The organism is Corynebacterium sp. TAE3-ERU30 (assembly GCF_019209925.1).
Taxonomy (GTDB): Bacteria; Actinomycetota; Actinomycetes; order Mycobacteriales; family Mycobacteriaceae; genus Corynebacterium; species Corynebacterium megadyptis.
This window is the reverse complement of record NZ_JAHUTO010000003.1, coordinates 23,038-48,469: the sequence shown is the minus strand read 5'-3', so window position 1 is coordinate 48,469 and position 25,432 is coordinate 23,038. Positions and strand designations below refer to the sequence as shown.

21 protein-coding genes are annotated in these 25,432 nt (G+C 64.6%); 14 read left to right on the top strand and 7 right to left on the bottom strand.

Annotated features, from left to right (window positions below; genetic code table 11):
- The first annotated feature begins 161 nt into the window (after positions 1–161).
- Complete coding sequence (locus tag KR227_RS06245; protein WP_218364438.1) at positions 162–1,616, top strand: MFS transporter; 1,455 nt, start codon at positions 162–164, stop codon at positions 1,614–1,616.
- Here KR227_RS06245 and KR227_RS06240 read toward each other — a convergent pair.
- Positions 1,613–2,065: a methylated-DNA--[protein]-cysteine S-methyltransferase gene (locus tag KR227_RS06240; RefSeq protein ID WP_255549170.1), complete on the bottom strand. Its 453-nt coding sequence runs from the start codon at positions 2,063–2,065 to the stop codon at positions 1,613–1,615. The two genes, KR227_RS06245 and KR227_RS06240, sit on opposite strands and share 4 nt — an antisense overlap.
- 37 nt (positions 2,066–2,102) lie before the next feature.
- Here KR227_RS06240 and tsaB point away from each other — a divergent pair, with 37 nt between their 5' ends.
- From tsaB to groL, 7 genes are all read left to right on the top strand, one after another.
- On the top strand, positions 2,103–2,777 hold the full coding sequence (gene tsaB, locus KR227_RS06235) for a tRNA (adenosine(37)-N6)-threonylcarbamoyltransferase complex dimerization subunit type 1 TsaB (RefSeq protein ID WP_218364436.1): 675 nt from the start codon (positions 2,103–2,105) through the stop codon (positions 2,775–2,777).
- A gap of 157 nt (positions 2,778–2,934) precedes the next feature.
- Entirely contained in the window at positions 2,935–3,435 is a 501-nt protein-coding gene (rimI, locus tag KR227_RS06230) for a ribosomal protein S18-alanine N-acetyltransferase (RefSeq protein WP_370625214.1), read from the top strand.
- Between the two features lie 14 nt (positions 3,436–3,449).
- Positions 3,450–4,478 (top strand): tRNA (adenosine(37)-N6)-threonylcarbamoyltransferase complex transferase subunit TsaD, encoded by a 1,029-nt coding sequence (gene tsaD / locus KR227_RS06225; RefSeq protein WP_370625190.1) that lies wholly within the window; start codon positions 3,450–3,452, stop codon positions 4,476–4,478.
- A 152-nt stretch (positions 4,479–4,630) separates the two neighbouring features.
- Positions 4,631–5,059, top strand: a complete 429-nt coding sequence (locus KR227_RS06220; protein ID WP_218364434.1) for a hypothetical protein — start codon at positions 4,631–4,633, stop codon at positions 5,057–5,059.
- A gap of 179 nt (positions 5,060–5,238) precedes the next feature.
- A complete protein-coding gene (locus tag KR227_RS06215; RefSeq protein WP_370625189.1) occupies positions 5,239–6,597 on the top strand; it encodes a sodium/glutamate symporter in 1,359 nt (452 codons plus the stop codon).
- A 178-nt stretch (positions 6,598–6,775) separates the two neighbouring features.
- The gene (gene groES, locus KR227_RS06210; protein WP_151528881.1) at positions 6,776–7,075 is read left to right on the top strand and encodes a co-chaperone GroES; all 300 of its coding nucleotides are present in this window, start codon (positions 6,776–6,778) and stop codon (positions 7,073–7,075) included.
- A gap of 18 nt (positions 7,076–7,093) precedes the next feature.
- Positions 7,094–8,713 (top strand): chaperonin GroEL, encoded by a 1,620-nt coding sequence (gene groL / locus KR227_RS06205; RefSeq protein WP_218364433.1) that lies wholly within the window; start codon positions 7,094–7,096, stop codon positions 8,711–8,713.
- A gap of 84 nt (positions 8,714–8,797) precedes the next feature.
- Here groL and KR227_RS06200 read toward each other — a convergent pair whose 3' ends face one another.
- Positions 8,798–9,073 (bottom strand): WhiB family transcriptional regulator, encoded by a 276-nt coding sequence (locus tag KR227_RS06200; protein WP_151528879.1) that lies wholly within the window; start codon positions 9,071–9,073, stop codon positions 8,798–8,800.
- 400 nt (positions 9,074–9,473) lie between these two features.
- Between KR227_RS06200 and KR227_RS06195 the strand changes: the two genes are divergently transcribed.
- A complete protein-coding gene (locus KR227_RS06195) occupies positions 9,474–10,040 on the top strand; it encodes a sigma-70 family RNA polymerase sigma factor (RefSeq protein WP_218364432.1) in 567 nt (188 codons plus the stop codon).
- Positions 10,037–11,020, top strand: coding sequence for a hypothetical protein (locus KR227_RS06190; RefSeq protein WP_218364431.1), 984 nt, complete (start codon positions 10,037–10,039; stop codon positions 11,018–11,020). The genes KR227_RS06195 and KR227_RS06190 overlap by 4 nt, the downstream gene beginning before the upstream one ends.
- Positions 11,021–11,083: 63 nt before the next feature.
- On the opposite strand, the gene KR227_RS06185 is transcribed toward KR227_RS06190, so the two are convergent.
- Positions 11,084–11,464 carry a DUF5319 domain-containing protein gene (locus KR227_RS06185; RefSeq protein ID WP_218364430.1) on the bottom strand — a complete coding sequence of 127 codons (381 nt, stop codon included), beginning with the start codon at positions 11,462–11,464 and terminating at the stop codon, positions 11,084–11,086.
- 279 nt (positions 11,465–11,743) lie between these two features.
- Between KR227_RS06185 and guaB the strand changes: the two genes are divergently transcribed.
- On the top strand, positions 11,744–13,270 hold the full coding sequence (guaB, locus tag KR227_RS06180; RefSeq protein ID WP_151529862.1) for an IMP dehydrogenase: 1,527 nt from the start codon (positions 11,744–11,746) through the stop codon (positions 13,268–13,270).
- 94 nt (positions 13,271–13,364) lie between these two features.
- Positions 13,365–14,516 carry a GuaB3 family IMP dehydrogenase-related protein gene (locus tag KR227_RS06175; protein WP_218364429.1) on the top strand — a complete coding sequence of 384 codons (1,152 nt, stop codon included), beginning with the start codon at positions 13,365–13,367 and terminating at the stop codon, positions 14,514–14,516.
- A gap of 110 nt (positions 14,517–14,626) precedes the next feature.
- On the opposite strand, the gene KR227_RS06170 is transcribed toward KR227_RS06175, so the two are convergent.
- The gene (locus tag KR227_RS06170) at positions 14,627–15,736 is read right to left on the bottom strand and encodes an alpha/beta hydrolase (protein ID WP_218364428.1); all 1,110 of its coding nucleotides are present in this window, start codon (positions 15,734–15,736) and stop codon (positions 14,627–14,629) included.
- A gap of 606 nt (positions 15,737–16,342) precedes the next feature.
- Here KR227_RS06170 and lysS point away from each other — a divergent pair.
- Entirely contained in the window at positions 16,343–17,926 is a 1,584-nt protein-coding gene (lysS, locus tag KR227_RS06165; protein ID WP_218364426.1) for a lysine--tRNA ligase, read from the top strand.
- Positions 17,927–18,017: 91 nt separating this feature from the next.
- Here lysS and KR227_RS06160 read toward each other — a convergent pair whose 3' ends face one another.
- Positions 18,018–20,444 (bottom strand): bifunctional lysylphosphatidylglycerol flippase/synthetase MprF, encoded by a 2,427-nt coding sequence (locus KR227_RS06160; protein ID WP_218364424.1) that lies wholly within the window; start codon positions 20,442–20,444, stop codon positions 18,018–18,020.
- Positions 20,441–21,697 (bottom strand): alpha/beta hydrolase-fold protein, encoded by a 1,257-nt coding sequence (locus tag KR227_RS06155; protein ID WP_218364423.1) that lies wholly within the window; start codon positions 21,695–21,697, stop codon positions 20,441–20,443. The genes KR227_RS06160 and KR227_RS06155 overlap by 4 nt, the downstream gene beginning before the upstream one ends.
- A gap of 435 nt (positions 21,698–22,132) precedes the next feature.
- Here KR227_RS06155 and hypE point away from each other — a divergent pair, with 435 nt between their 5' ends.
- Positions 22,133–23,239 (top strand): hydrogenase expression/formation protein HypE, encoded by a 1,107-nt coding sequence (hypE, locus tag KR227_RS06150; RefSeq protein WP_218364422.1) that lies wholly within the window; start codon positions 22,133–22,135, stop codon positions 23,237–23,239.
- Here hypE and hypF read toward each other — a convergent pair.
- The gene (hypF, locus tag KR227_RS06145) at positions 23,168–25,414 is read right to left on the bottom strand and encodes a carbamoyltransferase HypF (protein WP_218364421.1); all 2,247 of its coding nucleotides are present in this window, start codon (positions 25,412–25,414) and stop codon (positions 23,168–23,170) included. The two genes, hypE and hypF, sit on opposite strands and share 72 nt — an antisense overlap.
- Positions 25,415–25,432 lie beyond the last annotated feature (18 nt).

Sequence of the window (25,432 nt, the reverse complement as noted above, 5' to 3'; positions counted from 1 at the left end):
ATTTTTTCGGGGAGTGCTCGGCCCAGCACGTCGGCATCGAGAGCTATCGCGTTCCCGCCGTATCGGGTCTATGCAGAAGCGACGCTGCGGCTGTGCATGATCGGCGCCGATGAAGGACGAGCCCAGTGTGGCGACGATGGATAGATGAGGAGACTAAGCAGTTGAGTACTACCCCCGCTGCCGCGGATCCTATTCGCTGGAAAATCCTCGGGCTCATGCTCGTGTCCGTGTTCATGTCCCTGATGTCCGTGAGCATCATGAACGTGGCGCTGCCCGCGATCCAGGCCGGTTTGGGCGCCACCCACACTGATATCCAATGGGTGCTCTCCGGCTACACACTCGTCTTTGGTGCCTTCCTCGTGCCCGCCGGTCGGGCCGGAGATATTTTCGGCAGGCCCGGGTTTTTCCTCATCGGCCTCATCGTGTTCCTCAGCGGTTCCGTCGCAGGTGGCCTTTCCCCTACTCCCGCCTTCCTCGTGGCAGCCCGGCTGGTGCAGGGCATGGGTGCGGGGTTGATGAATCCGCAGCTGATCGGCATGATTCAGTACTATTTCACCGGCAAAGAACGCGGCCGTGCCTTTGGTTTCTTCGGCTCCACCGTGGGCATCGCGGTGGCCATTGGCCCGGTGCTCGGCGGATTCCTCATCGGTCTGGGCGGGGAAGACTTAGGCTGGCAGCTCACCATGTTTGTCAATCTGCCTATCGGGTTGATCGTGCTGATCTTGGGGCTTTTATGGTTCCCGCGGCCGCTGGCGAGCGCCGATCCGGTGCGCACCGCGGATGGCAGCTACAAGATCTCCTCGGTGATCCGCGCCATCGACCCCGTGGGCGTGGCGCTGCTGACCAGCGCCGTGCTGCTCTTCCTGCTGCCTTTCGTGGAAGGAAAACAACGGCCGTGGGTGTGGTTCTTAGCGCTGCTCTCCCTGCTGCTGCTCACCGCTTTTGTGCGCTGGGAACGCTCCTATAAGGACTCCGGCCACGCCCCCATGGTGGATCTCGATGTGCTGGTGGTCTCGAGTTTCCGCAATGGCGCCGCGCTATCCTCGCTGTATTTTTTGGGCATCACCAGCATCTGGGTGATCGTGGCCATGTATTTCCAGCAGGGCCTAGGCTACTCGGCGCTCGTGGCCGGCTCCGTGGGGATCCCCGCCGCGCTCGCCTCCTCGCTCTCTGCGGACTGGGCCGGCCGGCGCGTGATGGACCTTGGCCGCCCGCTGGTCGTGGGCGGCATGCTCGTGGCCACTACCGGCATGATCTTGAGCATCCTGGTGATCCTCGGCGAGCACCGCGGCATGCTCAGCGAGTGGTGGCTGGTGGCCACCCTCGGCATCGTCGGCGTGGGGCAGGGCAGCGTGATCAGCCCGAACCAAACCCTGTCGCTGGCGGATGTGCCCCAAAACTATGCCGGCTCCTCCGGGGCGGTTCTGCAGGTGGGCCAGCGCATCGGCACCGCCATCGGCTTGGCCATGATTACCGCGGTGCTCTTCGCCCTGCTAGAGCGCGTGGCGTGGCCGGTGGCCGTGGCCGGCAGTTTCGGCATCATCGTCATCATCATGCTCAGCGCCACCGCGATCGGGGTGCACGATGTGCGCCAGCGCCGCGCCATAACCGACTAGATCTCCACGCCCTCCAGGCGCAGCAGCCGGCGCTTCAGCTCCACCCCGCCGGCATAGCCGCCGATACTGCCATCGCCGCGCAGAATCCGATGGCAGGGCAGAAACACGGGCACGGGATTGAGCCGCAGCGCCGTGCCGGTGGCGCGCACCGCCCCAGGATGGCCGGCCCGTGCTGCGAGCTGGCCGTAGCTCAGCGTCTCGCCATAGCCCACAGTGCTCAGGGCGGCGTAGAGATGGCGTCGAAAAGCGGTGTGGGGGCGAGAGTCCCACGCCACCGAGAACTGCCGGCGCTCGCCCGCGGCATAGGCACATAACTCCTCGCAGGCCTGGCGCAGTACGTCACTAGCTGGGGCGATGGGTTGCTCCGCGCCGAAATCCACCCGAGTGATACCCTGCGGGCCCGCAGTGAGGGTAAAGGCGCCCACGGCGGTGGTCACTGTTGCCTGCATAGGCTCCTAGCCTAGCGGGTGGGTAGGGTGATACATCGTGTTGTGCTTAGCCATCGATACCTCCACACCTACACTTGTCGCCGGCATCGTCGACACCGCCCACGGCGAGCTCGCCGTGCAGCTGGTGCGCGACTGTCGCAAGCACAATGAGGTGCTTATTCCTACCATCCAGGACTGCGCCGCCCGCGCCGGCTGCACCCTGCCTGATCTCGACGCCATCGTCGTCGGCTGCGGCCCGGGGCCCTTCACCGGCCTGCGCGTGGGCATGGCCACCGCCGCCGCCCTCGGCGATGCGCTCGGCATCCCCGTGCACGGAGTGGTCTCCCACGATGCGATCGCCCAGCAGCTTATCGACGCCGCCTCCCCGCCCAGCAGCCTCCTCGTGGCCACCGACGCCCGCCGCCGCGAGGTCTACTGGTCCCGCTACCGCGATGGTCAGCGCAGCACCGGACCCGAGGTGCACGCCCCCGCCCATGTGGCCGAGCTGCTGCAGGATGATCCGGTGGAAGTGCTCAACTGCCCCGCGCACATTGAGCTGCCCGCCACGGCGCGGCGCGTGGATATCAGCCCCACCCCGGCATCGCTGGTGGCCGTGGCGGAGTGGGAACGTGAGCCCGCGCCGCTGGTGCCGCTCTATTTGCGCCGGCCCGATGCCGTGGAACCCGCGCCGCAGCCGCTATCGCCGGCGATCCCCGACATCAATCTGGGCTAGCGGCTGCGTATAGTGTCGAAGATAAGCGGCGCATCGCGGCACCGCCCGTGTAGCGCCGGGTAGCGCCCATCAACACCGAGTGAGACCCGTCAAGGAAGTGTGAACTGTTCCCGTGAGTGACTCCAACCCTGCGTCATCATCCACCCCGCGCCCTGCGATCACCGACGACGATGGGCAGCTGATCCTGCCCGACGCGCTGCGCCCGTTGAACAACGAGGATGCCCCGCGCTGCGCCCAGCTGGAAAAGCAGCTCTTCGGCGAGGATGATCCGTGGAGCGAGCAGGCCTTCTACTATGAGTTCGCCGGCCGCACCATCTATATCGGCTACGAGGACAATGGCGTGCTCGTGGGCTATGCCGGCCTCGCCATGCTCGGGCCGGAAGATGATCCCGAGTTCGAGATCCACACCATCGGCGTGGACCCCGACTACCGCCGCCAGGGCATTGCCACCCTGATGCTGCAGGTTTTTGTGGACGTGGCCGACTACTATGAGGGCCCGATCTTCCTCGAATGCCGCACCGATAACACCGCCGCGGTGACGCTCTACCAGCGCTATGGTTTCGGCGTCATCGACGAGCGCAAAAACTACTATCAGCCCTCCGGCGCCGATGCCTATGTGATGCAGCGCAATCCGCACGGCGCCCCCAATCCCAGCTAGGTCAATACACAGTCGTGTCACGCTTTATCTGCGGGATCGAATCATCCTGCGACGAAACCGGTGTCGGCATCATCGAGCTCTTCGAGGATGGCCGCATGGCTGTCCGCGCCAATGCCGTCGCCTCCTCCATGGACCAGCACGCCCGCTTCGGCGGCGTGGTGCCCGAAATCGCCTCCCGCGCCCACCTGGAATCCATCCAGCCGGTGATGCACCAAGCCCTGCGGGAGGCCGGCATCGATAAACCCGATGTCGTGGCCGCCACCGTGGGCCCCGGCCTTGCCGGTGCGCTGCTGGTGGGCGCCTCCGCCGCGAAAGCCTATGCCGCGGGCTGGGGCGTGGACTTCTACGGGCTCAATCACCTCGGCGGCCACGTGGCCGTCGCCACTATCGACGGCGAGCAGCTGCCACACTCCGTGGCACTGTTGGTCTCCGGCGGGCACACCCAGCTCCTCGAGGTGCGCGCGGTAGGCGAACCCATGGTGGAACTGGGCTCCACCGTGGACGACGCCGCCGGTGAAGCCTATGACAAGGTGGCCCGGCTGCTGCGTCTCGGTTACCCGGGCGGGCCCGTGATCGACCGCCTCGCCCGCACAGGCAACCCCAAGGCCATCGCCTTTCCCCGCGGCATGCGTAAATCCGCCTATGACTTCTCCTTCTCCGGGCTCAAAACCGCCGTCGCCCGCTATGTGGAACAGGCCGAGCGCGAGGGCCGGGTGATCGATATTCCGGATGTGTGCGCCTCCTTCCAAGAAGCCGTGGTGGATGTCCTCACGGCCAAGGCGGTGCGCGCCTGCCGCGATACCGGTGCCAGCGTGTTGCTGCTTGGCGGGGGAGTGGCCGCCAATTCCCGCTTGCGTGAGCTCGCCGAGCGGCGCTGCCGCTCCGCCAGCATCGAGTTACGGGTGCCGCCGCTGAGCTACTGCACCGATAATGGAGTGATGATCGCCGCGCTCTGCGCCGAGCGGATTCGCGCCGGGGCTGCTCCCTCGGATCTCAGCGTGGGCACCGACCCCTCGCTTGAGGTGGAACAGCCCCAGGCTTAGTTGCCGCAGCGCACACGCGGGGTGAAACTTTGGGAAACATCTGCTGAATTGTGCGGCGAGGGCAGGCGTCTGGGCTGAGTGCTCTGTTAGACACAGAAGATGTCCCTGCGCCCGCGCGCTCCTCACGCAGAACTAGCAAAGGTTGTTTTTCCATGCCCCGTGGCCTGCTCGTGCACCCCGATTCCTCTTCGCAGCTGATCACCTTCGAGCTTGAGGACGCCGCCGCGTATCTCGGCGCCGACGGGCAGCGTGTGTCCGTCACCTTTCGCGATGATGGCACCACCGTGGCCGCGCTCTACGCCGCCGCGGCGGCCAGCGAGGGCGCCGAGCCCAACCCCGTGGCATCCATGGGCCGCCAAGAGGCCACCACCGGAAACTCCGCCTTCCTCACCGACCCCACCAATGCTGTCTGCGGTCCGGTGCTCTTCGTCGGCGCCGATGGCTCCGATATCAGCGATGACGATATCGAGCAGGTGCGGTCCGGTATCCGCGCCGTAGACAACTACCGGCAAGACGAGCCGGAGGATTATGCTCTCTGGCGTGCAGCAGTGCTCAACCTCGGCCGCCGCGCCGCCGAGTAGACGCGCCCCGTGCAGCAGGGGCGTTGTCCGCGTGCGATGTCCCTCGCGTCCGCGACAGCGCCGGCTTCTCCTCGTGTGTGGGGGAAGGTTTCGAGACACTAAGAAAAGTCTGTAGTGTAGCTGACATTGTTGTGAATATGGCTTAAGTCATAGAGCTTCCAAAGATGTGAGGTACACCTGTGGATGATTTTTCGCCCTATGTTTTGCTGCTAGACCTCGGCTGGATCTCCGTGTTGCTCGTGGTGGGCAAACTGCTGCGGCGATTCGTGCCGGTATTCCAGAAACTCATGGTGCCCGCGCCCATTACCGCGGGCATTCTCGGCCTCGCCCTCGGCCCCGAGGGGCTGGGGTGGATCCCCTTCTCCGATCAGCTCAACACCTACACCACCATGCTCATCGCGGCCGTCTTCGGCGCATTGCCCTACACCATGAACTTCTCCCAGGAGGTTCGCTCTGGAGCGCGCACGATGTGGTCGGTATCGGTGTCGATGTTTCTCACGCAGTGGGGCATATTCGCCCTGCTCGGCGTGCTCCTCTTTGCCCCGCTCTTGGGCACGCCCGAGTGGTTCGGCGCGATGGTGCCCGTCGGCTTTGTGGGCGGCTTCGGCGTGGCCGCAGCGGTTGGCGGATCGCTCGAAAGCCAGGGACAAGAGGCGGCGATGACGCTCGGCTTTACGGCGGCTACCGTCGGCACCCTCGCCGCCGTGGTGGGCGGGGTGATCATTGCCAAGTGGGGCTCATCCACCGGCAAGACCTCGCAGCTGCCGGATTTCTCCAGCCTCTCCGACGATATTCGCACCGGCTGGATCGGCCAGAGCAGCGAGCGCCCGAGCGTGGGCAAGGCCACCACGAATCCCTCCTCGATCGAGCCGATCGCCCTGCATGTCTCCGTCGTGGGCATCACCATGTTCGTGGGCTATCAGATCAAGCTGCTGCTCGAGTCGCTCTTTCCGGTGCTGTCCGTGCCGCTATTTGCGTCCTCCTTCGTCGTCGGCATGCTCGGGGTGGGGCTGCTGCACATAGTGAAGGCGCCCCACTTTGTGGATAAGGACCTCGTAGGCTCCATTTCCGGCGGCTTCACCGACTATCTCGTGGTCACGGGGGTGGCCGCGATTATTCCCGCGGTGGTGGCCGACTATGCCCTAGCGCTGGTGCTGCTTTTCCTCTTTGCTCTGGCGTTCTGCTGTGTCTACGCCTTTGTGGTGGCGCCGCGCGCCTTCAAGGATCCGTGGTTTGAGCGTGCCCTCTTCGGCTGGGGCTGGTCCACTGCCTCTGTGGCCACGGCGATTGCCATTCTGAAGATCGTGGATCCGAATATGAAGTCCGGCACCCTTGAGGAGTTCGGCGTGGCCTATGTGGGATTCGCGCCCATCGAGATTCTGGTGATCATTATTGCCCCCATGCTGATCCTCGGCGGCTTTACCCTCGGGTTGGGCGCGGCCACTCTCGGGGCGGGGCTAATTATCCTGTCCCTGCCCTTTATTGCCCAGTGGCGCCGCCGATCCTCCGCGGATGCGGGCGCATCGACGCCAGGCTGAGGCCCCAGGCCCGAGAGCTCAGCACCCTAGCAGTGGGCACAGTTGAGCGTTAGCACTCACGGGGGTAGAGTGCCAATAGGTTGTGTGACCCACAGTTGTTCACCCGCGACGACGGCTGTGCTGGAAGTACCAACCGGCACATGGAAACCATTCTTGCTATGTCATATGGAGGAATATCGTGGCGAATGTAAACATCAAGCCGCTGGAAGACCGCGTCCTGGTCCAGATCAACGAGGCCGAGACCACCACCGCATCCGGTCTGGTTATCCCGGACTCTGCTAAGGAAAAGCCGCAGGAAGCCACCGTCATCGCTGTGGGCCCGGGCCGCTGGGGCGACAACGACGAGCGCGTCCAGATGGACGTGAAGGAAGGCGACGTCGTGGTGTTCTCTAAGTACGGCGGAACCGAGCTGAAGTACAACGGCCAGGAGTACCTGCTGCTGTCTCAGCGCGACATTCTCGCAGTCATCGAGAACTAAGGAGGGGTCGAGCCACTTATGGCGAAACTCATTGCTTTTAACCAGGAGGCCCGCGAGGGCATCCAACGCGGCGTCAATACTCTCGCCGACGCCGTCAAGGTCACCCTTGGCCCCCGCGGCCGCAATGTGGTGCTCGAGAAGGCCTTCGGCGCCCCGACCGTCACCAATGATGGTGTCACCATCGCCCGCGATATCGACGTGGAGGAGCCCCTCGAGGACCTCGGCGCCCAGCTGGTGAAGTCTGTGGCCATCAAGACCAACGACGCTGCCGGCGATGGCACCACCACCGCCACGCTGCTCGCCCAGGCGCTTATCGACGAAGGCCTGCGCAACGTAGCGGCAGGCTCCAACCCCATCGGCCTCAACCGCGGTATCGCGGCTGCGGCGGAGAAGACCGTGGAGCTACTCAAGGCGCGCGCCACCGATGTCTCCGCTGCCTCCGAGATTGCGAACGTGGCCACTGTGTCCTCGCGCGATCCGGAGATCGGCGAGATGGTGGCCGGCGCCATGGAGAAGGTGGGCAAGGACGGTGTGGTCACCGTTGAGGAGTCCCAGTCCATGGAGACCACCCTCGACATCACCGAGGGCGTGTCCTTCGACAAGGGCTTCCTTTCTCCCTACTTCATCACCGACGTCGACGCCCAGCGCGCCGAGCTGGACGATCCACTGATCCTGCTGGTGCGCAATAAGATCTCCTCGCTGCCGGACTTCGTGCCGGTGCTGGAGAAGATCGTGGACTCCAAGCGCCCCGTGCTCATCATTGCGGAGGACATCGAGGGCGAGCCGCTGCAGATGGTTGTGGTCAACGCCCTGCGCAAGACCCTCAACGTTGTGGCCGTGAAGTCCCCGTACTTCGGCGATCGCCGCAAGGCCTTCATGGATGATCTCGCCGTGGTCACCAACGCCACCGTGATCGACCCGGAGGTGGGTATCAACCTCTCCGAGACCGAGATGAGCCACTTCGGTTCCGCTCGTCGCGTCACCGTGACCAAGGATCAGACCGTGATCGTCGATGGCGCCGGCTCCGCCGAGGACGTCGAGGTACGCCGCGAGCAGATTCGCCGCGAAATCGAGTCCACCTCCTCCACCTGGGATAAGGAAAAGGCGCAGGAGCGTCTGGCCAAGCTCTCCGGTGGTATCGCCGTGATCAAGGTGGGCGCCGCCACCGAGACCGAGGTCGGCGAGCGCAAGCTGCGCGTGGAGGACGCCATCAACGCTGCCAAGGCCGCTGCCGATGAGGGCATCGTGGCCGGCGGTGGATCCGCGCTGGTGCAGATCGCCGAAGAGCTCAAGGCCTATGCCGAGGAGTTCGAGGGCGAGGAAAAGATCGGTGTGCTGGCTACCGCCCGCGCACTGACCAAGCCCACCTACTGGATTGCCGCCAACGCAGGTCTGGACGGTGCCGTCGTCGTCGCCCACACCGCAGAGATGGACAATGGTTCCGGCTTCAACGCCGCCACCTTGGAGTATGGAAACCTCATCGAGCAGGGCATCATTGACCCTGTGAAGGTGACCCACTCCGCCGTGGTGAACGCCACCTCCGTGGCCCGGATGGTGCTGACCACCGAGGCCTCCGTGGTGGATAAGCCGGCCGAGCCCGAGGAGCAGGAGGGTGGCTGCGGCCACCACCACCACTAAACTCGGCTCATGCTGCAGCAACGCCCAGCGCCCTGAATATCTCAGGGGCTGGGCGTTTATGCTGTGGTGGCTCCGGCGAGGCGTTTAGCGGGTGCGGAGGATAATGGCGCGCTCGGATTCAGAGAGCCCGCCCCAGATGCCATAGGGTTCGCCTACCCGCAGGGCATGGTCACGGCACTGCTCGAGGACGGGGCAGCCATGGCAGACTTCCTTAGCTTTGTTTTCGCGATTGAGTCGGGCGCGGCCGCGCTCCCCATCGGGGTGGAAGAACACCGCGGACTCGTGCCCGCGGCAGGCTCCCTTCATCTGCCAATCCCAAAAATCCGTGTAGGTACCGGGTAGCTCGCTCGGCTGGGGCATGAGGATGCTCCTTGATGAATAAAAGGCGTATGAACAAGACGGTGGTGATACGCCGATCAGTGTGCGCGCTACGGGTAAACGACACATTAAGCATTCATGGCACCTGATTTAAAGAAACTCTTTTCCTAACAAACGCATATGCCCTGTACAGGGGCTATGGGACGATATGAACGATGCGTGAACTCTTGGGTGGGGGCAGGCAGGGGAGGGGGTTAGTCTGGCGGGGGGTGTTCAAAAAGTTTCAATAGAACCTGTCGTTATACTTAAAAAGTACTTTTTACTGTCCGAGCTAATGTGCGGGCTCTTTAGCGAGAGGCGGCCACGCTGTGGTTTGCCCAGCGTGGTGCCGGTAGGACATATGTCATATTCGTATCGCAGATAGTGGGAGGCCCGACGAACAGTGTCAGGTGAACTGGAGCAACAGCTCGCCCCGCTGGTCGCGCCCGCTGCTGATGGGGATAACAAAGCTCTACAGGAAATTATTCGGCTGATTCACCCTTTGGTGGCTCGCTATGTGCGGGCGCGTATCTCCCGCAGCCAGTACCCCTCTCCCGAGGATGTGATCCAGGATGTGTGCCTAGCGGTGGCTACCGCGATACCGAACTATAAGGACCATGGGCGCCCCTTCATGGCCTTTGTTTATGGAATCGCTTCCAATAAAGTGATCGATGCGCATCGGGCCATGGGTCGTGACCGATTACACCCCACCGACGAGGTTCCCGACACCGCAGATCGCTCGATGAATCCTGAAGATGTAAGTCCAAGTCTCGACGGTAGTAACGAGGTGAGGGCCTTGCTCGATCTATTAAGTGATAGGTCTCGCGAAATCCTTGTTCTCCGCCTCTTTGTGGGACTGAGCGCAGAGGAAACTGCGGAGGTTCTGGACACCACAGCAGGGGCAGTACGCGTGGCGCAACACCGAGCGCTGAAGCAGCTGCGTAAGAAATTTGAAGGAAGCACACGATGACATCTCGTTCTCATGAAGATCCGAGGGATCTGTCTGTGCAGCGCGATGAATTTTTTCAGTGCGATGCGTTCCTCGATGAACTCGCCGCCGGCGCTGATCCCAGCCATGGCTCGGATCCCCTCGCCGCGGCCCTCGCAGGCATGCGCGAGGAAGTGCACAGCGATGCCGCCAGCGATGCGGTGCCGGATATTCGCGCGCTGCTGGACCAAGCGGCAGACAACGACACCACCACGGATTCCGCCGCTGCGCCGGTGACCTCGATGGCCACGCACCGCGCTCGGCGGCGCCGGCCGCAGCAGCCGCGCCTGATGGGCATGGTCGGTGGCGCCGCGCTCGGCGCCGTGGCAGCCAGCGCCATGATCGTCGTCGGCGGCACCACCGTCTACAACGCCCAGCCTGGCGGCCCCCTGTGGGGCGCTCGCGTCGCCGTCTTCGGCGAGCCCCAGGCCGATATGGTGCAGCTCGCCTCCACCCTGGAGGAGGCCGATGAACTGCGCGAGCGCGGCGATGTGGAAGGCGCCAAGCGCCTCATCGCCCAGGCCCGTGAGTTGATTAACTACCTCGATGAACGTGATCGGGAGCTCGCGCACCGCCAGGTGGAAGAAGCCCAGCGCACTGTCACCATGACTCCCGCCGCGCCGCGCCCGTCCACGCGGACCTCCACGGTGACGGCCACGGTCACGCAGCCGAATTCCTCGGCGAGCTCGCAGTCCTCGAAGCCCAGTGCCACGACGGAGACCACCACCGCCACCGAAACGGTCACGGAAACGGTCACCGAGTCCCATGAGTATGGCGAGACCACCCGCCCGGAGCGGGCCAGCCGCGAACCGAAGGCCGTGGACTCGCCGTTGGCCCCGGGTGAGCGCTCCCTCGAGGTGGACACCAAGGAGTCCAAGGACGATAAAGAGAAGTCCGTGGTGGAGCGCCTGATGCACGATGGCGGCCCCGAACTGCCCGACGCCGTGCGCGATCAGCTCTAAATACTGCCTAGCTATGACAACAGGCCCCGCCATATGGCGGGGCCTGTCGTGATGTGTGGGAGCTTAGCGCCCGAAACGGCGGTGGGTGATGCCGTCGAGAAAGCCCATGCAGTACTCCCAGGGAGCATATTCATCGGGATTGGGGTTGGCGCTCGGCTCGTGCACCGGCGGCAGCTCCTCCTGCAAGGTGGCGTGAATATTGGATTGCATCATCTCCCAGTCGCAATAGTGGGGGCGATCGCAATCCTCACAGAAGTAGACGATGCCCTTGATCCCGCGGGGAGCGAGATGGGTGCGAAACTCCTTGACCAGCTTGAGATCCTGATGCAGGCCGGCGCGCTCGTCCTCGCTCAGGGGCGCAAAGGGCTCGTCCTCATCCAACAGACGGGCGGGGTCGTTGGGATCGCCTTCAAAGGGATCGCGTGGCATCTCAGAGAAATTCACATCGTTCAGGGTATTGAGTGTGCCCTCATTAATCAACTGTCGGCCTCCACCCAGCAATCGGGCATCCCCAGCGCCCCCATCTGCCACGAGTAGGGGTAGCAGGGGAGAAGTGTTCTCAACTCTGAGGCGGAGGGATTAGTGTGGAAGGCACCTGTATCTGCACCGTGCCGGTGAGCGTGACCGCGAGGTGGCGTCGATAAGCATCGACTGGCCTCACAGGCGGTGGCGCTGGGACAGCGACGGGGATACGCGCGACTACGAGGAGGATCTTTCAAGCAGATGAATAACGAGCGAGTGACAACCGGCGGCGATGATCCTAATAAGGTGGCCTTGGTGGGGCTGACCTTTGATGATGTGCTGCTTTTGCCCAATGAGTCCAATGTGATCCCCTCCGAGGTGACGACGTCCGCGCAATTGACGCGCAAGCTGCGCCTGCACATTCCGGTGGTGTCTGCGGCTATGGACACCGTCACTGAGGCCCGCATGGCGATTGCCATGTCCCGCCAAGGTGGCATGGGTATTTTGCACCGCAACCTCTCCATTCAGGATCAGGCCGAGCAGGTGGAGCTGGTCAAGCGCTCCGAATCCGGTATGGTCTCCGATCCCGTCACCTGTCGCCCCGATCAGAGCATCGGCGAGGTGGATGCGCTGTGCGCCCGCTTCCGTATTTCTGGTCTGCCCGTGGTGGACGATAACGGCGTGCTGCTGGGCATCTGCACCAACCGCGATATGCGCTTCGAACCGGACTTCAACCGCCCGGTCGCCGAGGTCATGACTCCGATGCCGCTGGTGGTGGCCAAGGAGGGCGTGAGCAAGGAAGAGGCACTGCACCTGCTCAGCGCCAATAAGATCGAGAAGCTGCCGATCGTGGACAATGACAACCGCCTGGTGGGTCTGATCACGGTCAAGGACTTCGTGAAGACCGAGCAGTACCCGCACTCCTCCAAGGATCAGCGCGGCCGCCTGCTGGTGGGCGCAGGCATCGGCACCGGCGATGAGTCCTGGCAGCGCGCCGGGGCGTTGGTGGATGCCGGCGTGGATGTGCTCGTGGTGGACTCCGCCCACGCCCACTCCCGCGGCGTGCTGGAGATGGTCTCCCGCGTGAAGAAGGAATGGGGCGAGACCGTCGAGGTGATCGGCGGTAACTTGGCCACCCGTAGCGCCGCGAAGGCCATGATTGAGGCCGGCGCGGACGCCATCAAGGTGGGTATTGGCCCGGGTTCTATCTGCACCACCCGCGTGGTCGCTGGTGTGGGCGCCCCGCAGATCACCGCCATCATGGAGGCCGCCACCGAGGCCCATAAGGCCGGCGTGCCCATCATCGCCGATGGCGGCATGCAATACTCCGGCGATATCGCCAAGGCCCTGGCCGCCGGCGCTTCGACCGTGATGCTCGGCTCCATGCTGGCCGGCACCGCCGAGGCCCCGGGCGAGATCACCGTGGTCAACGGCAAGCAGTACAAGATGTATCGCGGCATGGGCTCGCTGGGGGCGATGCGCGGCCGCGGCCTCTCCGGCGAGCAGCGCTCCTTCTCCAAGGACCGCTACTTCCAGGCCGATGTGAAAAGCGAAGACAAGCTGGTGCCGGAAGGCATCGAGGGCCGCGTGCCCTTCCGCGGCTCGATCGACTCCATCACCCACCAGCTGGTGGGCGGGTTGCGCGCGGCCATGGGCTACACCGGCTCCTCCAGCATTGAGGAGCTGCACGACGCGCAGTTCGTGCGGATCACCGGTGCCGGGTTGCGCGAGTCGCACCCGCATGACATTCAGATGACCGTTGAAGCTCCGAACTACTACCAGCGCTAAGATGAGGGCTCTAGGCACACGACCTAGGGCCTTTCTTCTTGACCCTAGGCACCTATACGCCCCCGACATAGACGGAAAGTGAATACCAAAGACTATGCGTGACATCGTGGAAATCGGCATCGGCCGGGAGGCCCGCCGCACCTACTCGCTCGCTGATATCGGGCTTGTGCCCGTGCGCCGCACCCGCTCCTCCAAGGACGTGGACACCACCTGGCACTTCGATGCCTACAGCTTCGATATTCCTTTCCTCTCCCATCCGACAGACAGCCTCGCCTCCCCGGAGTTCGTCAACGCCATGGCGGAGAACGGCGGTCTGGCCGTGATCAACGCCGAGGGGCTGTGGGGCCGCCACGCTGATCTCAAGGGAGCCATCGCGCAGGTGGTGAACACCGAGATGGAGCAGGGCTCCGAGGCCGCGGTGGCGCTATTGCAGCAACTCCACGCCGCAGAACTGGACGTGGATCTACTCACGGAGCGCATCCGCGAGGTACGCTCCGGCGACGCCACGGTGGCCGTGCGCGTCTCCCCGCAGCACGCCCGCGAGCTCTCTCCGGTGTTGGTGAAGGCCGGCGCCGAGATCATCGTCATCCAGGGCACCATTATTTCCGCAGAGCATGTGGAGACCGGCGGCGAGCCCTTGAACCTCAAGGAGTTCATCGGCACCTTGGATGTGCCGGTGATCGCCGGTGGTGTGGGCGATTATCACACCGCGCTGCACCTGATGCGCACCGGCGCCGCCGGTGTGATTGTGGGCGGCGGTTCGAATACCAATGACCTCACCGTGGGCATCCACACCCCGATGGCCTCTGCCATCGCCGATGTGGCTGCGGCGCGTCGTGACTACCTCGACGAGACCGGCGGCCGCTATGTGCACATCATCGCCGACTCCGATGAGCTGGTGTACTCCGGCAATGTTGCCCGCGCCATGGCCTGCGGCGCCGATGCCGTCATGCTGGGCAGCCCGCTGGCGTTCGCCACCGAGTCCGCCGCTCCCGGCTGGTTCTGGCCGTCGGTGACTGCGCATCCCCGGTTCCCGCGTGGCATGGTGCAGCAGGTGGGCTTCGGTGGGGACTCCGAGGGCAGCGACCTGGTGCCGCTGCAGACCCTGCTGCACGGCCCCTCCAGCTCCTGCTATGGCTCGGAGAACTTCGTCGGCGGCCTGCGCCGCGCCATGGCCAAGTGCGGCTACTCGGATCTCAAGAGCTTCCAGAAGGTGGAGCTGATGGTGCGCAACGCGCCCTTCTGATGCTCGGTGTGCCGCCGCGCCTGAGAGCATGGGCCGGCGGCCACGCTTCCTGTCGCGAAGCTGCACACGCCACGAACCCCCACGCCGACAGCGTGGGGGTTCCTGTTTTTCTAGTGGGCGTTGAGCCAGTCGATGACCTTATCCATGGCCTCGTGCTTGGCGGGCTCGTTGAGCACCTCGTGCATCTGCCCCTCCCAGTAGATGAGCTCCTTATCGGCGGAGCCAATGGCGTTGTACCAGTCCTGGGCGAAGTACGGCGGCACCAGCCCGTCCTTGCTGCCGTGCATGATGAGGGTCGGGGCGGTGAAGAGATCGGCATTCGCCGCATCGTAGAAGCCCGCGAAGGCCATCTGCTCGGCCATGCCGAGGCTGATCTTCTTATTGACCAGCGGATCGGTCTGGTATTCGGCAGTGACCGCCGGATCGGAGGCCACCCCGTCGGTGAAGGCATTGGGCACCTGGATGAGATCGCTACCCAGCGGCGAGGGCATATGAATATCGCGGCGGCCGGGGATCATCTCATTGACCATATGGGCATTAAAGGTGGTCAGCTCCCGGAAAGGCAGGCTCTCATAGATACTCGGCTGGGCATGACGCTGCGTCTCGGTGATCGCCTCGGGGGTGATGGTCTGGCCCGGGTTGTTCACGCCAGAGAGGTTGAGCGGGGCGCCGCCGCCATTGGTCACAAAGGCATCAATCTGGCCGGGGTATTTGATCCCGTAGAACTGTGCTGCGAGTGCGCCCATGGAGTGGCCGAGCATAAAGGTCTTCATGCCTGGGTTCTCGGACTTGGCTTTGTTCACCAGCTGGTTCATATCGTCGACGAGATAGTGGAAATCGTCGATGTGACCGCGCACCACCGCATTGCCCAGCTCGGGCAGGGCGGACTTGCCGTGGCCGCGGTGGTCCAGGCGGTAGACATTGTAGCCAGCGTCGAGCAGGCGGTTGCTCACGTAGTCATAGCGGCCCGAGTGCTCGGCGGCGCCGTGGATGACCACCACGGTGCCGCGGGCGTTGGGCTGGGTCTGCGACTTCCACCAGATCTTGGTGCCCTTGCCATCGGTGCTGGTCATGTAGCCCTCCTGCACCTGGACCTGGGCGTGGTCCTGCACTGCGGCGGGCGCCTCGGCGGCGTAGACCGGTGTGGCCACGGCGAGCGGTGCCGCCATTGTGGCCAGGGCGGTGGCGGTGGCGATGAACAGTGTGCGCTTCGAGTTCATAGTCGGCCTCTTTTCCATAAAGTGACACGGGAGCATGGGCATACATGCCCCCTATATAGGGTGGCGCGATGTACGTAGGCTCAACCGCTTCGCGGATGCTTCTCGACGCAATCCGCGGTACATGCGCGCCAGAGCACGTGGGGAAACGTTGGTGATGGCAAGGGCGTGGCGTCCCAGGAGGGCGGCGTGGCCTCGTCGGCATCAGCGCTTATTACGTAACCGTAAGTCTATGGCTCCTATTGCGCCCCATCAAGGGCAGACCAGCACTGTTGCACTGCAGCGGGGTAGGGCCCGCGGCGCGGTCCATGGGGTGGGCATCACAGCAGTATTCGGGCTCCGTTGTAGCTCACAATCTAAAGGCGCTGGCTGGCGGCCTATTTTATGCAGCCGCTGGCAACCGCTGTTTTGGCCTCGGGTAAAGGGGTAGTATGTCAGGCGACCGGAAAGTAATGGGGGTAAAAACTACTGTGGGAATCTGCGGATATATGGGCCTATGATGTCCGTTTTGCTACGAATCGGCGCGGGGTGAGCGAGTGGTAGCGGGGTGCTGGGCAGGAGGTGGGCGTCGAAAAGCGCCTGCGGGGGAATGCACTAGAGTAATCAGTCATGAGCGAGCAGACTAAGAAGCAAAAACCCGCCGAGCGCGTAGATGATGTGCCTGAGCAGTTGCGAATCCGTCGCGAGAAGCGCGAGAAGCTGCTCGCCGAGGGGCGCGATCCCTACCCCGTGGAGGTAGACCGCAGCATCGCTATCTCGGAGCTGCGTCGCCAGTTCTTTGTGCGCAAAGACGATGCCGGCGAGGCCCCGGAGGGGGCGCGAGTGCTGGAGGTCGGAGAAGAAACCGATACCGAGGTGGCTATCGCCGGGCGCGTGATCTTCGTCCGTAATACCGGCAAGCTGTGCTTCGCCACCCTGCAAGAGGGCAGCGGCGAGACCATGCAGGCGATGCTCTCGCTGCGGGAGGTCGGCGAGGACGCCCTCGCCAGCTGGAAGCAGGACGTGGACCTCGGCGATATTGTCTCCGTGCGCGGTCGGGTGATCGCCTCCAAGCGCGGCGAGCTTTCCGTGATGGCCGCGCGCTGGCATATGGCGGCCAAGTCCCTGCGTCCGCTGCCGGTGGCGCATAAGGAGATGAGCGAAGATACCCGCGTGCGCCAGCGCTATACCGACCTCATTATGCGCGAGCAGGCCCGCCGCAACGCCATGACCCGCATTAAGGTCATGCGCGCGCTGCGCCACCACCTCGAGGGCGAAGGCTTCGTGGAGGTAGAAACCCCGATGCTGCAGACCCTGCACGGCGGCGCCGCGGCGCGTCCTTTTGTGACCCATTCCAATGCCATGGACATGGATCTCTACCTGCGTATCGCCCCGGAGCTCTATCTCAAGCGCTGCGTGGTCGGTGGCCTGGAGCGCGTCTTCGAGGTGAACCGCAACTTCCGCAACGAGGGTGTGGACTCCTCCCACTCGCCCGAGTTCGCCATGCTGGAGACCTACCAGGCGTGGGGCACCTACGAAGACGGTGCCCGCACCATCCGCGAGCTGATTCAGGCCGTGGCCATGGAGGTCTTTGGCTCCACCACCGTCACCCTCGCCGATGGCACCGAGTACGATCTCGGCGGCGAGTGGAAAGAAATTGAGATGTATCCCTCGCTCAACGAGGCGCTGCAGCGGAAATTCCCCGGCCAGCCGGAGGTCACCATCGACAGCAGCGTCGAGGAGCTGAAGCAGATCGCCGCAGCGATCGGCCTCGACGTTCCTGCCACGGGCGGCTGGGGCCACGGCAAGCTGGTCGAGGAGATCTGGGAGCTGCTCTGCGAAGATCAGCTGCACGGCCCGATCTTCGTCAAGGACTTCCCCGTGGAGACCTCGCCGCTGACCCGCTCCCACCGCGAGAAGCCCGGCGTGACCGAGAAATGGGATCTCTACGTTCGCGGCTTCGAGCTGGCCACCGGCTACTCCGAGCTGGTCGATCCGATCATTCAGCGAGAGCGCTTCGAGGACCAGGCCCGCCTGGCCGCGGATGGCGATGATGAAGCCATGGTGCTGGACGAGGACTTCTTGGCCGCCATGGAGCAGGGTATGCCGCCGACTGCTGGCTGCGGCATGGGCATCGACCGCCTGCTCATGGCGCTGACCGGCCTCGGTATCCGCGAGACCGTGCTCTTCCCGATTGTGAAGCCCGAGCTCTAAAAACTCGCTGCCGAACAGAGACGCACCCGCCGGCGACGCTTAGGGATTCTTCCCGAGGCGCAGCCGGCGGGTGCGGTGTGTCTTAAGGGCTCTAGGAGTGCTCGCGGCTGCCCGCGTGGGCGGCTGTGGCGCGCTCCTTGCGTTCGCTGCGGGCGGCGCTCCATACCGCCGCGGCGGCCCGGGCGTCGCGCAGCTTCACGTGCGGCAAATAGCAGCGCGACACGGCGAGCCCGATGGCGGGTAGGGCGGCGGGGTCGTCATAGCAGAGCAGCCAAGAGTGCTCCACCGGCTTGAACTTGCGCTTGAAGGCGGCAAGGGAACGGAAGCCATAAAGCGGCTCGAGAACTCTGCCGAGTTCATTGAGCATCATGCCCAGCAGGCTGGACGTATCCCCGCCAGAGAGCGGTGCGCCGGAAAGCGAGACCCACGTCAGTTGCGGGCCATAGATATCGGGGGCGGTGGTGATCGCCTCGGCGATAAGAAACTCCACCACGGGCCGAAAACCCTCGCGATCTCGACGCATGAAATCCAGGGTGATGCCGACGATCTCGCCATTGTGGCGTACCGGCAGCCAGCTGGTGACACCGTGCACGTGCATGGTGTCATCCACGGCGATCAGCAGCTTCACCTCATCATCGATGAGTTCTGATACCGAGCCCAAGGTAAAGCCCATCTCCGGCAGGGCCTTTTCCGAAACCCATTGCTCGCTCAGCGCGTGAATCTGGGAGCGAATCACCGGATTGGCCTGGGACCACGTGGTCCACTCATAGCGGATATTTTCCTTCACGGCGCGGTTGCGGGCGGTGCGCACATCCTGGAATTTCTTGCCCTTGAACTCGATGCCCACCTCGACCACGGACTCCTCGGCCACGTGCAGGGAGGAATAATGTGCGGCGCGGGTGGCGGCGAACTCGTCATTCACCGAATACCACGCCACCCGCCAGCCTTGGCTGCGGGCATAGGTCTCGAACTCATCGGCCACACTCGACAACTCGGCAGCATCCAGCACCACCGGGGCGCCGACGGTAACCGCGATGGAGCCGTGGACACGATAGGCCACATAGCCGCGTTCTGCTGCTGCGAGCCAATAGGAGTTGTGGGGCCAGGTGCCCATCCACGAAATATGGTCGCCGGTGCCCTCGTCCAGGATCCGGCGCACCGCTGGCGGCACGGTCGATGGGGCGGGGGAGGTGAATAGCCGCCACAATATGATCGCCGCGGCCGTCCAGAAGATCACCGGGGTCCACTCAAAGCCGAGGCTCTCAATGCCCGATTCTGGAATAAGTGGTGCCGGGGAGAACCGGGACAAGACCGGAGGAAGGAAGCGCCACGGCAGCTCGCGCAGGCCGGTCATGGTGGGCAAGATCGCGAGCCAGAGCGCCGCGAGTGCCACGGCGAGACCACCCATGATGGCCATGGAGCGCACCATAGCCTGGCGCGAGCCCGCCGAGGTGAACCACTTCTTTTGGGCAATGAGGGCGAGCGCCTGCACCACGAAGGGCACCCACGCGATACCCAGCCGCGAGGAGGCGGCGATAATCACGCCGGCGGTGGCGATAAGCAACACGATAGTGCCGTAGAGGGCGCGGCGGCGGCCGCGGGCGAGTCCATAGCAGAGCACGCCAAAGACGAGGGCGATGGCCACATTGCCGAGGAAGGGCGCAATACCAGCATTGTTCACGGAGGATGCGGCGCTCATGCATGCCGCACTATGGCGGGCATGGGCGCAGACCTCTTCCGCCGAATCCAGCGACCACGCGGGAGAGGTGACGAAGAGTCCGAGGGAGGAAAATACGGCATTGCTGTGCGGGTTCATGGCCGCCAAAAAGGGGCCGATGGCCACGGCGAATACCGTGATTGCGGAAATGCGGCGCTTTTCTCGCACAGTCGCCTGCCAGTCCCAATGGCGGGCCGTGAGGATCCCGCAGCCTGCCACCGCGATTGCGATCGCCACATCCTGCAAGGTGCCGGAATAGAGGAGCAAGACCACCGCGATCACGACGGAGAAGAACTGCACGCGGCGGCGCCACACCACGGTATAGCGGGTGGCGGCCAACATGCTCACAGCCAGCAGCCACACTGCGGGGGTGAGAATGGTGCCCGTGGCGATGCCGTGGGCCCAGCCGGAGTGCGTTGTCCAGAGCTCGCCGAGGGTCACCGCCGTGCCGACGGCGAGGGTTTGGGACAGGATCGCGGCGAGCAAATAGCGCCAGGTGCCGAGGGCGCGCTCGGCGGGAATGCCGAGCAGCAGAAGGCCCAAAGTGGCGGGAACCAGGCCCTGCACCGTTTGGGTGCTGAGCCCGCTGATCGCCACCTTTTCCAAATAGCTCTCTGGGCCAAAGACGGCGTTGATCCCCACTAGGTGGATGATCCAGGCGCAGGCGATCATCACGAGGGTGACGGGGCCGGAGACTGCATAGCTGAACAGCCGGCGCCGCAGCAGCGTCAGCAGGGTGGGGGGTGCTGCTGTCGCGGCGGTTGTCGAGTCAGCAGACGTGGCGTCGGGCGTAGGTGTCATGTCAGTCCCCCTCGTTGAGCAATAAATTCAAAATCGTTGGTGATGGCCGCGCGCCATACCTGCCAGGTGTGGCCGCCGGGATATTCCTGATAGTGGCTATCTACCCCGAGGGAACGCAGTTGGGAGTCGAATCCCTGCATCGCCTCCTGGGCATCGTGATCGCGCGCCCCGGCAGCAAAGCGGGCGGCGCGCCCCCGATAGGCCGTGGAGTTGGAGTCCATCGCAGCGCGGAGGATATCCCGTGGATTGTGGGCGGCGAAGGCCTCCTCGCTGCCGTCAAAGAGCTGCTGCACGGTTTGTTCATGATTGCCCACCGAGGGCTCCGCCTCGCCGGAGTAGTCCAGCACGGTGCCGAAGGCATCGGGGTGGCGGGAGAATATCTGCAGTGCACATGTGCCACCATAGGACAGCCCGCCGATGCTCCACCGGCTGCGATCCGGGGTGGCGCCAAGGGACGAGAGCGCATAGTTCGGCACGGTGGTGCGCAGATAGTCCTCGACCTCGCCGACACACTTCGGGGCGCCCGCAAGGGCACCGGTGGCATCGACACTCAGAATCAGCGGGGCGGCGCCATTGTGCCGCTGCTGGAAGGCATCGGCTATGTGCGTCAGCTGGCCGGTGGTGAACCACTGGGGTGGCGATCCGGGGGAGCCTGGCATGAGCATCAGCACCGGTAGCTGCTCGCCGGCGAAGAAGGCCGGGGGCAGATAGGCCTGGGCGGGGCGCGGCTGGTAGCCGCTGCCGCTGGGGATGTCGATGCTGACGAGCGCGCCGATGGTCTCGCCATCCTTATTCTTCGGGGCGGTATTCTCTGCACGCATCGCCTCCGCCTCGCTCATGGACATCCGCGCCGCATGAGGCCGCGGATCCAAGGCGCCGAGCGTGGGATAGACCTGATAGGCGGTATTGGCCACCATCAGCGCCCCGACTAGGGCGAGCACCGCGAAGGGGAGCAGCAGCACTCCCCGCCGCCGCGGGCGGATCGCCAGGCTCGCCAGCGCTGCCACGATCACAGCCACCGCCACTCCGCCCGAGAGATAGATCTCGGTGGGGATGTGATCGGGGAAGGGCCGCCAGATCTTTTCCAGCCCGATCCATATTCCGAGGGGGACAAGCGCGCCCGTTGCCAGGGCGATGAGCCCGACCCGGCGGTGCAGCCGACCTCCACGCAGCAGCAGTATCGCTGCGGCCACGAGTGCGCACACCAACAGCGCGATACTCACCGCGGCTGCCTTGTGGGTCGTCAACGGCACCGCCGTGAGTGTTCTCCACACTGTTGTCATAGTCGGAGACACTAGCCTGCTCGGCGCCGTCGCCCTAGTTGCTCCGCAGGTCTGCTACCCCCTGTGTTTCTTTATTCAAAACAAATGGAAATTCCCAGCTCAGGGTAGTGTGTGGGGGTGCTGGGGAGGGGTAATCTGGAGATCAGCTGTGAACCTGCTAGCGGCTTGCTGAGGACTTGTACCCAAAATACTCACAACACGCCGCCGCTCAGGGCCGAGCGTGTCCTAACTGTCATCAAATATGTGGCTGATCTCACCGTGGCGAGGGTAGGCACAGGTGGGTGGATGGGGCCGCCGCGACTGGCTGGGGGCTACTACGCTTAAAAGGCGAGACATATGCCCGCCGCTCCTAGAGCTGCGGCGCCCTAAACGAATGTAGCGACGAAGCGAGGCAGGGCCCACGCCATGGAACCGAAGAACCGGCTGAACCACGATGAACACAAGGTCCAGAGCAATATCTCTCGGGTCCGGGCCCGCCCCTTCCGCCTCACCGAGGATCGCGTGACCCTGGCCCATGGCTCCGGCGGCAAGGCCTCTGCCGCGCTCGTCGAGCAGGTATTCCTCGACGCCTATGGCAATCCCATTCTCTCCGCTGGCGGCGATTCCGCCGTGGTGGCCGCCGACTCTATCATCCGCGACGCGGGTAGCGCGGTGGCGATGTCCACTGATTCCTATGTGGTCAATCCCATCGAGTTTCCCGGCGGATCCATCGGCGATCTCGCCATCAACGGCACGGTTAATGATCTTGCGGTGGCAGGCGCCCAGCCCGCGCTGATCTCGGTGGCTTTTATCTTGGAAGAGGGGCTCGAGATCGCGGTAGTGCGCCGCATTGTGGAGGATATGCGCGCCGCCGCCGATGCCGCCGGGGTGACCATCGCCACCGGCGATACCAAGGTGGTGCCCAAGGGGGCGGGCGACAAGCTCTACATCACCACCGCCGGCATCGGCACCATCCAGCCGAATCTGCAGCTCGGCTCCGAGCAGGTGCAGGTGGGAGACCGCATTATTATCTCGGGCCCCATCGCTGATCACGGCATGGCCGTCATGCTGGCCCGCGGCGATCTGGCCATTCACGCCCCCATCGAATCCGATACCCGGGCCCTCAATTCCGATGTGCAGGCGCTTATCGACGCCGCCCCGCAGGTGCGCTGGATGCGGGACGCCACCCGCGGCGGTGTGGCCACCGTACTCAATGAGCTTGCTCGTTCCACCGGCCTCGGTGTCGCCATCGACGAGCAGGGGGTGCGGGTGCGGGATATGACCCGCGCCGCCTGTGACATGCTGGGCATCGATCCGCTCTATGTGGCCAATGAAGGGACCTTTGTCGCCGTGGTTCCGGCGGCGCAGACCGAGGCGGCGCTGCAGGCACTCCATGCCGCGGGCGCACCCGAGGCCGTGGAACTGGGGCAGGTCGTGGAAGAACCGGCCGCCTCGGTGGTGCTACGCACCGGCTTCGGTGGCACCCGCATGGTGGACATGCTGGTCGGGGACCCATTGCCCCGCATTTGTTAGCCGCGCCGCCACGGCCTGGCCGAGGGAGAGCCCACCATCATTGGCGGGAACCACGCGGTGCTCCTTCAGCCCCGGCAGCGCCCGGCGCAGATGCCCGAGCAGCAGCCGGTTGAGGCCACAGCCACCACTGATACCCAGGATCTCCGCCCCAGTCTCGGCGGCGATGCGGCGCATCTGGGTGGCAAGAATCTGCGCCAGCCCGTGGTGGAAGCGCCAGGCCGCGGTCGCGGCATCAGTGCCATCTAGGGCCTCCTGCACCAGCTCGGGGATGGTGCTGGCCGTGGAGGGCAGCTGCTCGGTAGCGCTGCGGGCGCAGGCTTCCAGCCGCAGCGCGGCATGGGCCTCAAAGCTCTGTTCCGGGCAGAGGCCAAGCATGGTGGAGATGGCGTCGATAAGCCTGCCTGCCGAGCTGCACTCCACCGCCCCATATCCGGTGCGCAGCTGGGCGTCGACGAGCTCCCGCTCTGCTGCGGGCGCGGGCAGCGGCGGGCACTCGAGGCCATAGGCGTGGCTGAGCCCGAGAGCGATGCGCCAGGGATAACGGACCGCGCGGTCGCCGCCGAGAAGCGGAAAGCGGGGGATATGCCAGGCGCGGGTGCAGCCACGATCAGGGGAGTAGCGGAGGATTTCGCCGCCCCAGATCGTGCCGTCGAGGCCATAGCCGGTGCCATCCAGGGTGGCGATCACCGCCGGCTGATCGAGAAGCTGCTGTTCGGCGAGCAGCGAGAGCGCGTGGGCGTGGTGATGCTGCACCTGCACCACGGACAACCCGGTGCGTTCCGCCCACGCCGTGGTCGCATAGTTCGGGTGCAGATCGCAGGCCACGAGCTCCGGCTCAGCGCGACGCATGCTCAGCAGCTGCTCCACGGCGCGCTCAAAAGCCTGCTGGGTCGCCCAGGAGCCCATGTCACCGATATGCGCGGACATATGGGCGGTCTCGCCGATAAGCAGGGTGAAGGTGTTTTTTAGTTCCCCGCCCACGGCTAGCACCGGCGGCGAGGACTCCGCGCCGGGCAGCGAGAGCGGCAGCGGCAGCGGCGCCTGACCGCGCGAGCGGCGCACCGGCAGCAGCCGATCATGGTCGGCAAGATCCACGGAATCCTCCACCGGGACGTGGATCGGCCGGTCGTGCATCACCCACCCATCGGCCATTCCTGCGAGCTGGGCGCGGGCGCGATCATTCTCGAAGCAGAGCGGCTCGCCGGAGATATTGCCGGAGGTGGCCACCACGGGGCGATCCACGAGCAGGGCGTGCAGCGGAGTATAGGGCAGCATAATGCCAATATCCGTATTGCCCGGGGCCACCTCGTCGGCGAGATCATAGGTGGCGGCCTGTGGGGCGATCACGATGGGATGGGCGGGCGGAGACAGCAGCGTCGGGTCGATCTCTGCGAGGTGTTCGACCTCGGCGAGAGGCGCCATCACCGCGAAGGGCTTATGGGGCCGCTGCTTCCGCCGGCGCAGCCGCGCCACACTGGCTGAGTTACGCGCATCGCAGAGCAGGTGGAACCCGCCTAGGCCTTTGACCGCCAGAATCTCGCCTGCGGCCAGCCACTCGGCGGCGCGGGTGAGATCGCCCTCCACTCGGTGGCCCTCGCGCTCTAGCCAGAGCTGCGGGCCGCAATCGGGGCAGCTGATGGGCTGGGCGTGATAGCGCCGATCCAGCGGGTCGGCGTATTCGGCGGCGCAGCGCGGGCACATGGGAAACTCCCGCATGGTGGTGCGGGGGCGGTCATAGGGCAGGGACTCGATTATCGATAGCCGTGGGCCGCAGTTGGTGCAGGTGGTGAAGGGATAGCGGAAGCGCCGATTATGCGGATCCGCCATATCGGCCAGGCATTCTGGGCAGACGGCCACATCTGGTGGCAGCAAGGTAGGGGTGGCGCCGGAATGCTGCGAGGCGACGATACTAAAGCCGCGTTCTGCAGGGCGCAGCGGTAGCGCAGTGATGTGGTGCTGCTGCACCTGCGCCAGCGGTGGCAGCTCGTCGAGGACGGCCTGGAAGAACTCCGCGAGGACCGCCGGGTCGCCCTGGGCCTCGATATAGACGGCCGAGTCAGAATTGCCGCAGAACCCAGTGAGCGGAAAGCGCGCGGCACACCGGGCGACGTGGGGTCGAAACCCGACGCCTTGTACCACCCCGAGAATCTCGGCGCGCCTGCGCTCACTCACCATATCCCCGATAGTAGTAGC

Excerpts from the sequence above, each read along its gene's own strand:
- KR227_RS06240 (WP_255549170.1), bottom strand. The coding sequence starts at position 2,065 with ATGCAGGCAACAGTGACCACCGCCGTGGGCGCCTTTACCCTCACTGCG.
- KR227_RS06220 (WP_218364434.1), top strand. The coding sequence starts at position 4,631 with ATGCCCCGTGGCCTGCTCGTGCACCCCGATTCCTCTTCGCAGCTGATC.
- groL (WP_218364433.1), top strand. The coding sequence starts at position 7,094 with ATGGCGAAACTCATTGCTTTTAACCAGGAGGCCCGCGAGGGCATCCAA.
- KR227_RS06200 (WP_151528879.1), bottom strand. The coding sequence starts at position 9,073 with ATGCCCCAGCCGAGCGAGCTACCCGGTACCTACACGGATTTTTGGGAT.
- KR227_RS06190 (WP_218364431.1), top strand. The coding sequence starts at position 10,037 with ATGACATCTCGTTCTCATGAAGATCCGAGGGATCTGTCTGTGCAGCGC.
- guaB (WP_151529862.1), top strand. The coding sequence starts at position 11,744 with ATGAATAACGAGCGAGTGACAACCGGCGGCGATGATCCTAATAAGGTG.
- KR227_RS06175 (WP_218364429.1), top strand. The coding sequence starts at position 13,365 with ATGCGTGACATCGTGGAAATCGGCATCGGCCGGGAGGCCCGCCGCACC.
- KR227_RS06170 (WP_218364428.1), bottom strand. The coding sequence starts at position 15,736 with ATGAACTCGAAGCGCACACTGTTCATCGCCACCGCCACCGCCCTGGCC.
- lysS (WP_218364426.1), top strand. The coding sequence starts at position 16,343 with ATGAGCGAGCAGACTAAGAAGCAAAAACCCGCCGAGCGCGTAGATGAT.
- KR227_RS06160 (WP_218364424.1), bottom strand. The coding sequence starts at position 20,444 with ATGACACCTACGCCCGACGCCACGTCTGCTGACTCGACAACCGCCGCG.
- hypE (WP_218364422.1), top strand. The coding sequence starts at position 22,133 with ATGGAACCGAAGAACCGGCTGAACCACGATGAACACAAGGTCCAGAGC.
- hypF (WP_218364421.1), bottom strand. The coding sequence starts at position 25,414 with ATGGTGAGTGAGCGCAGGCGCGCCGAGATTCTCGGGGTGGTACAAGGC.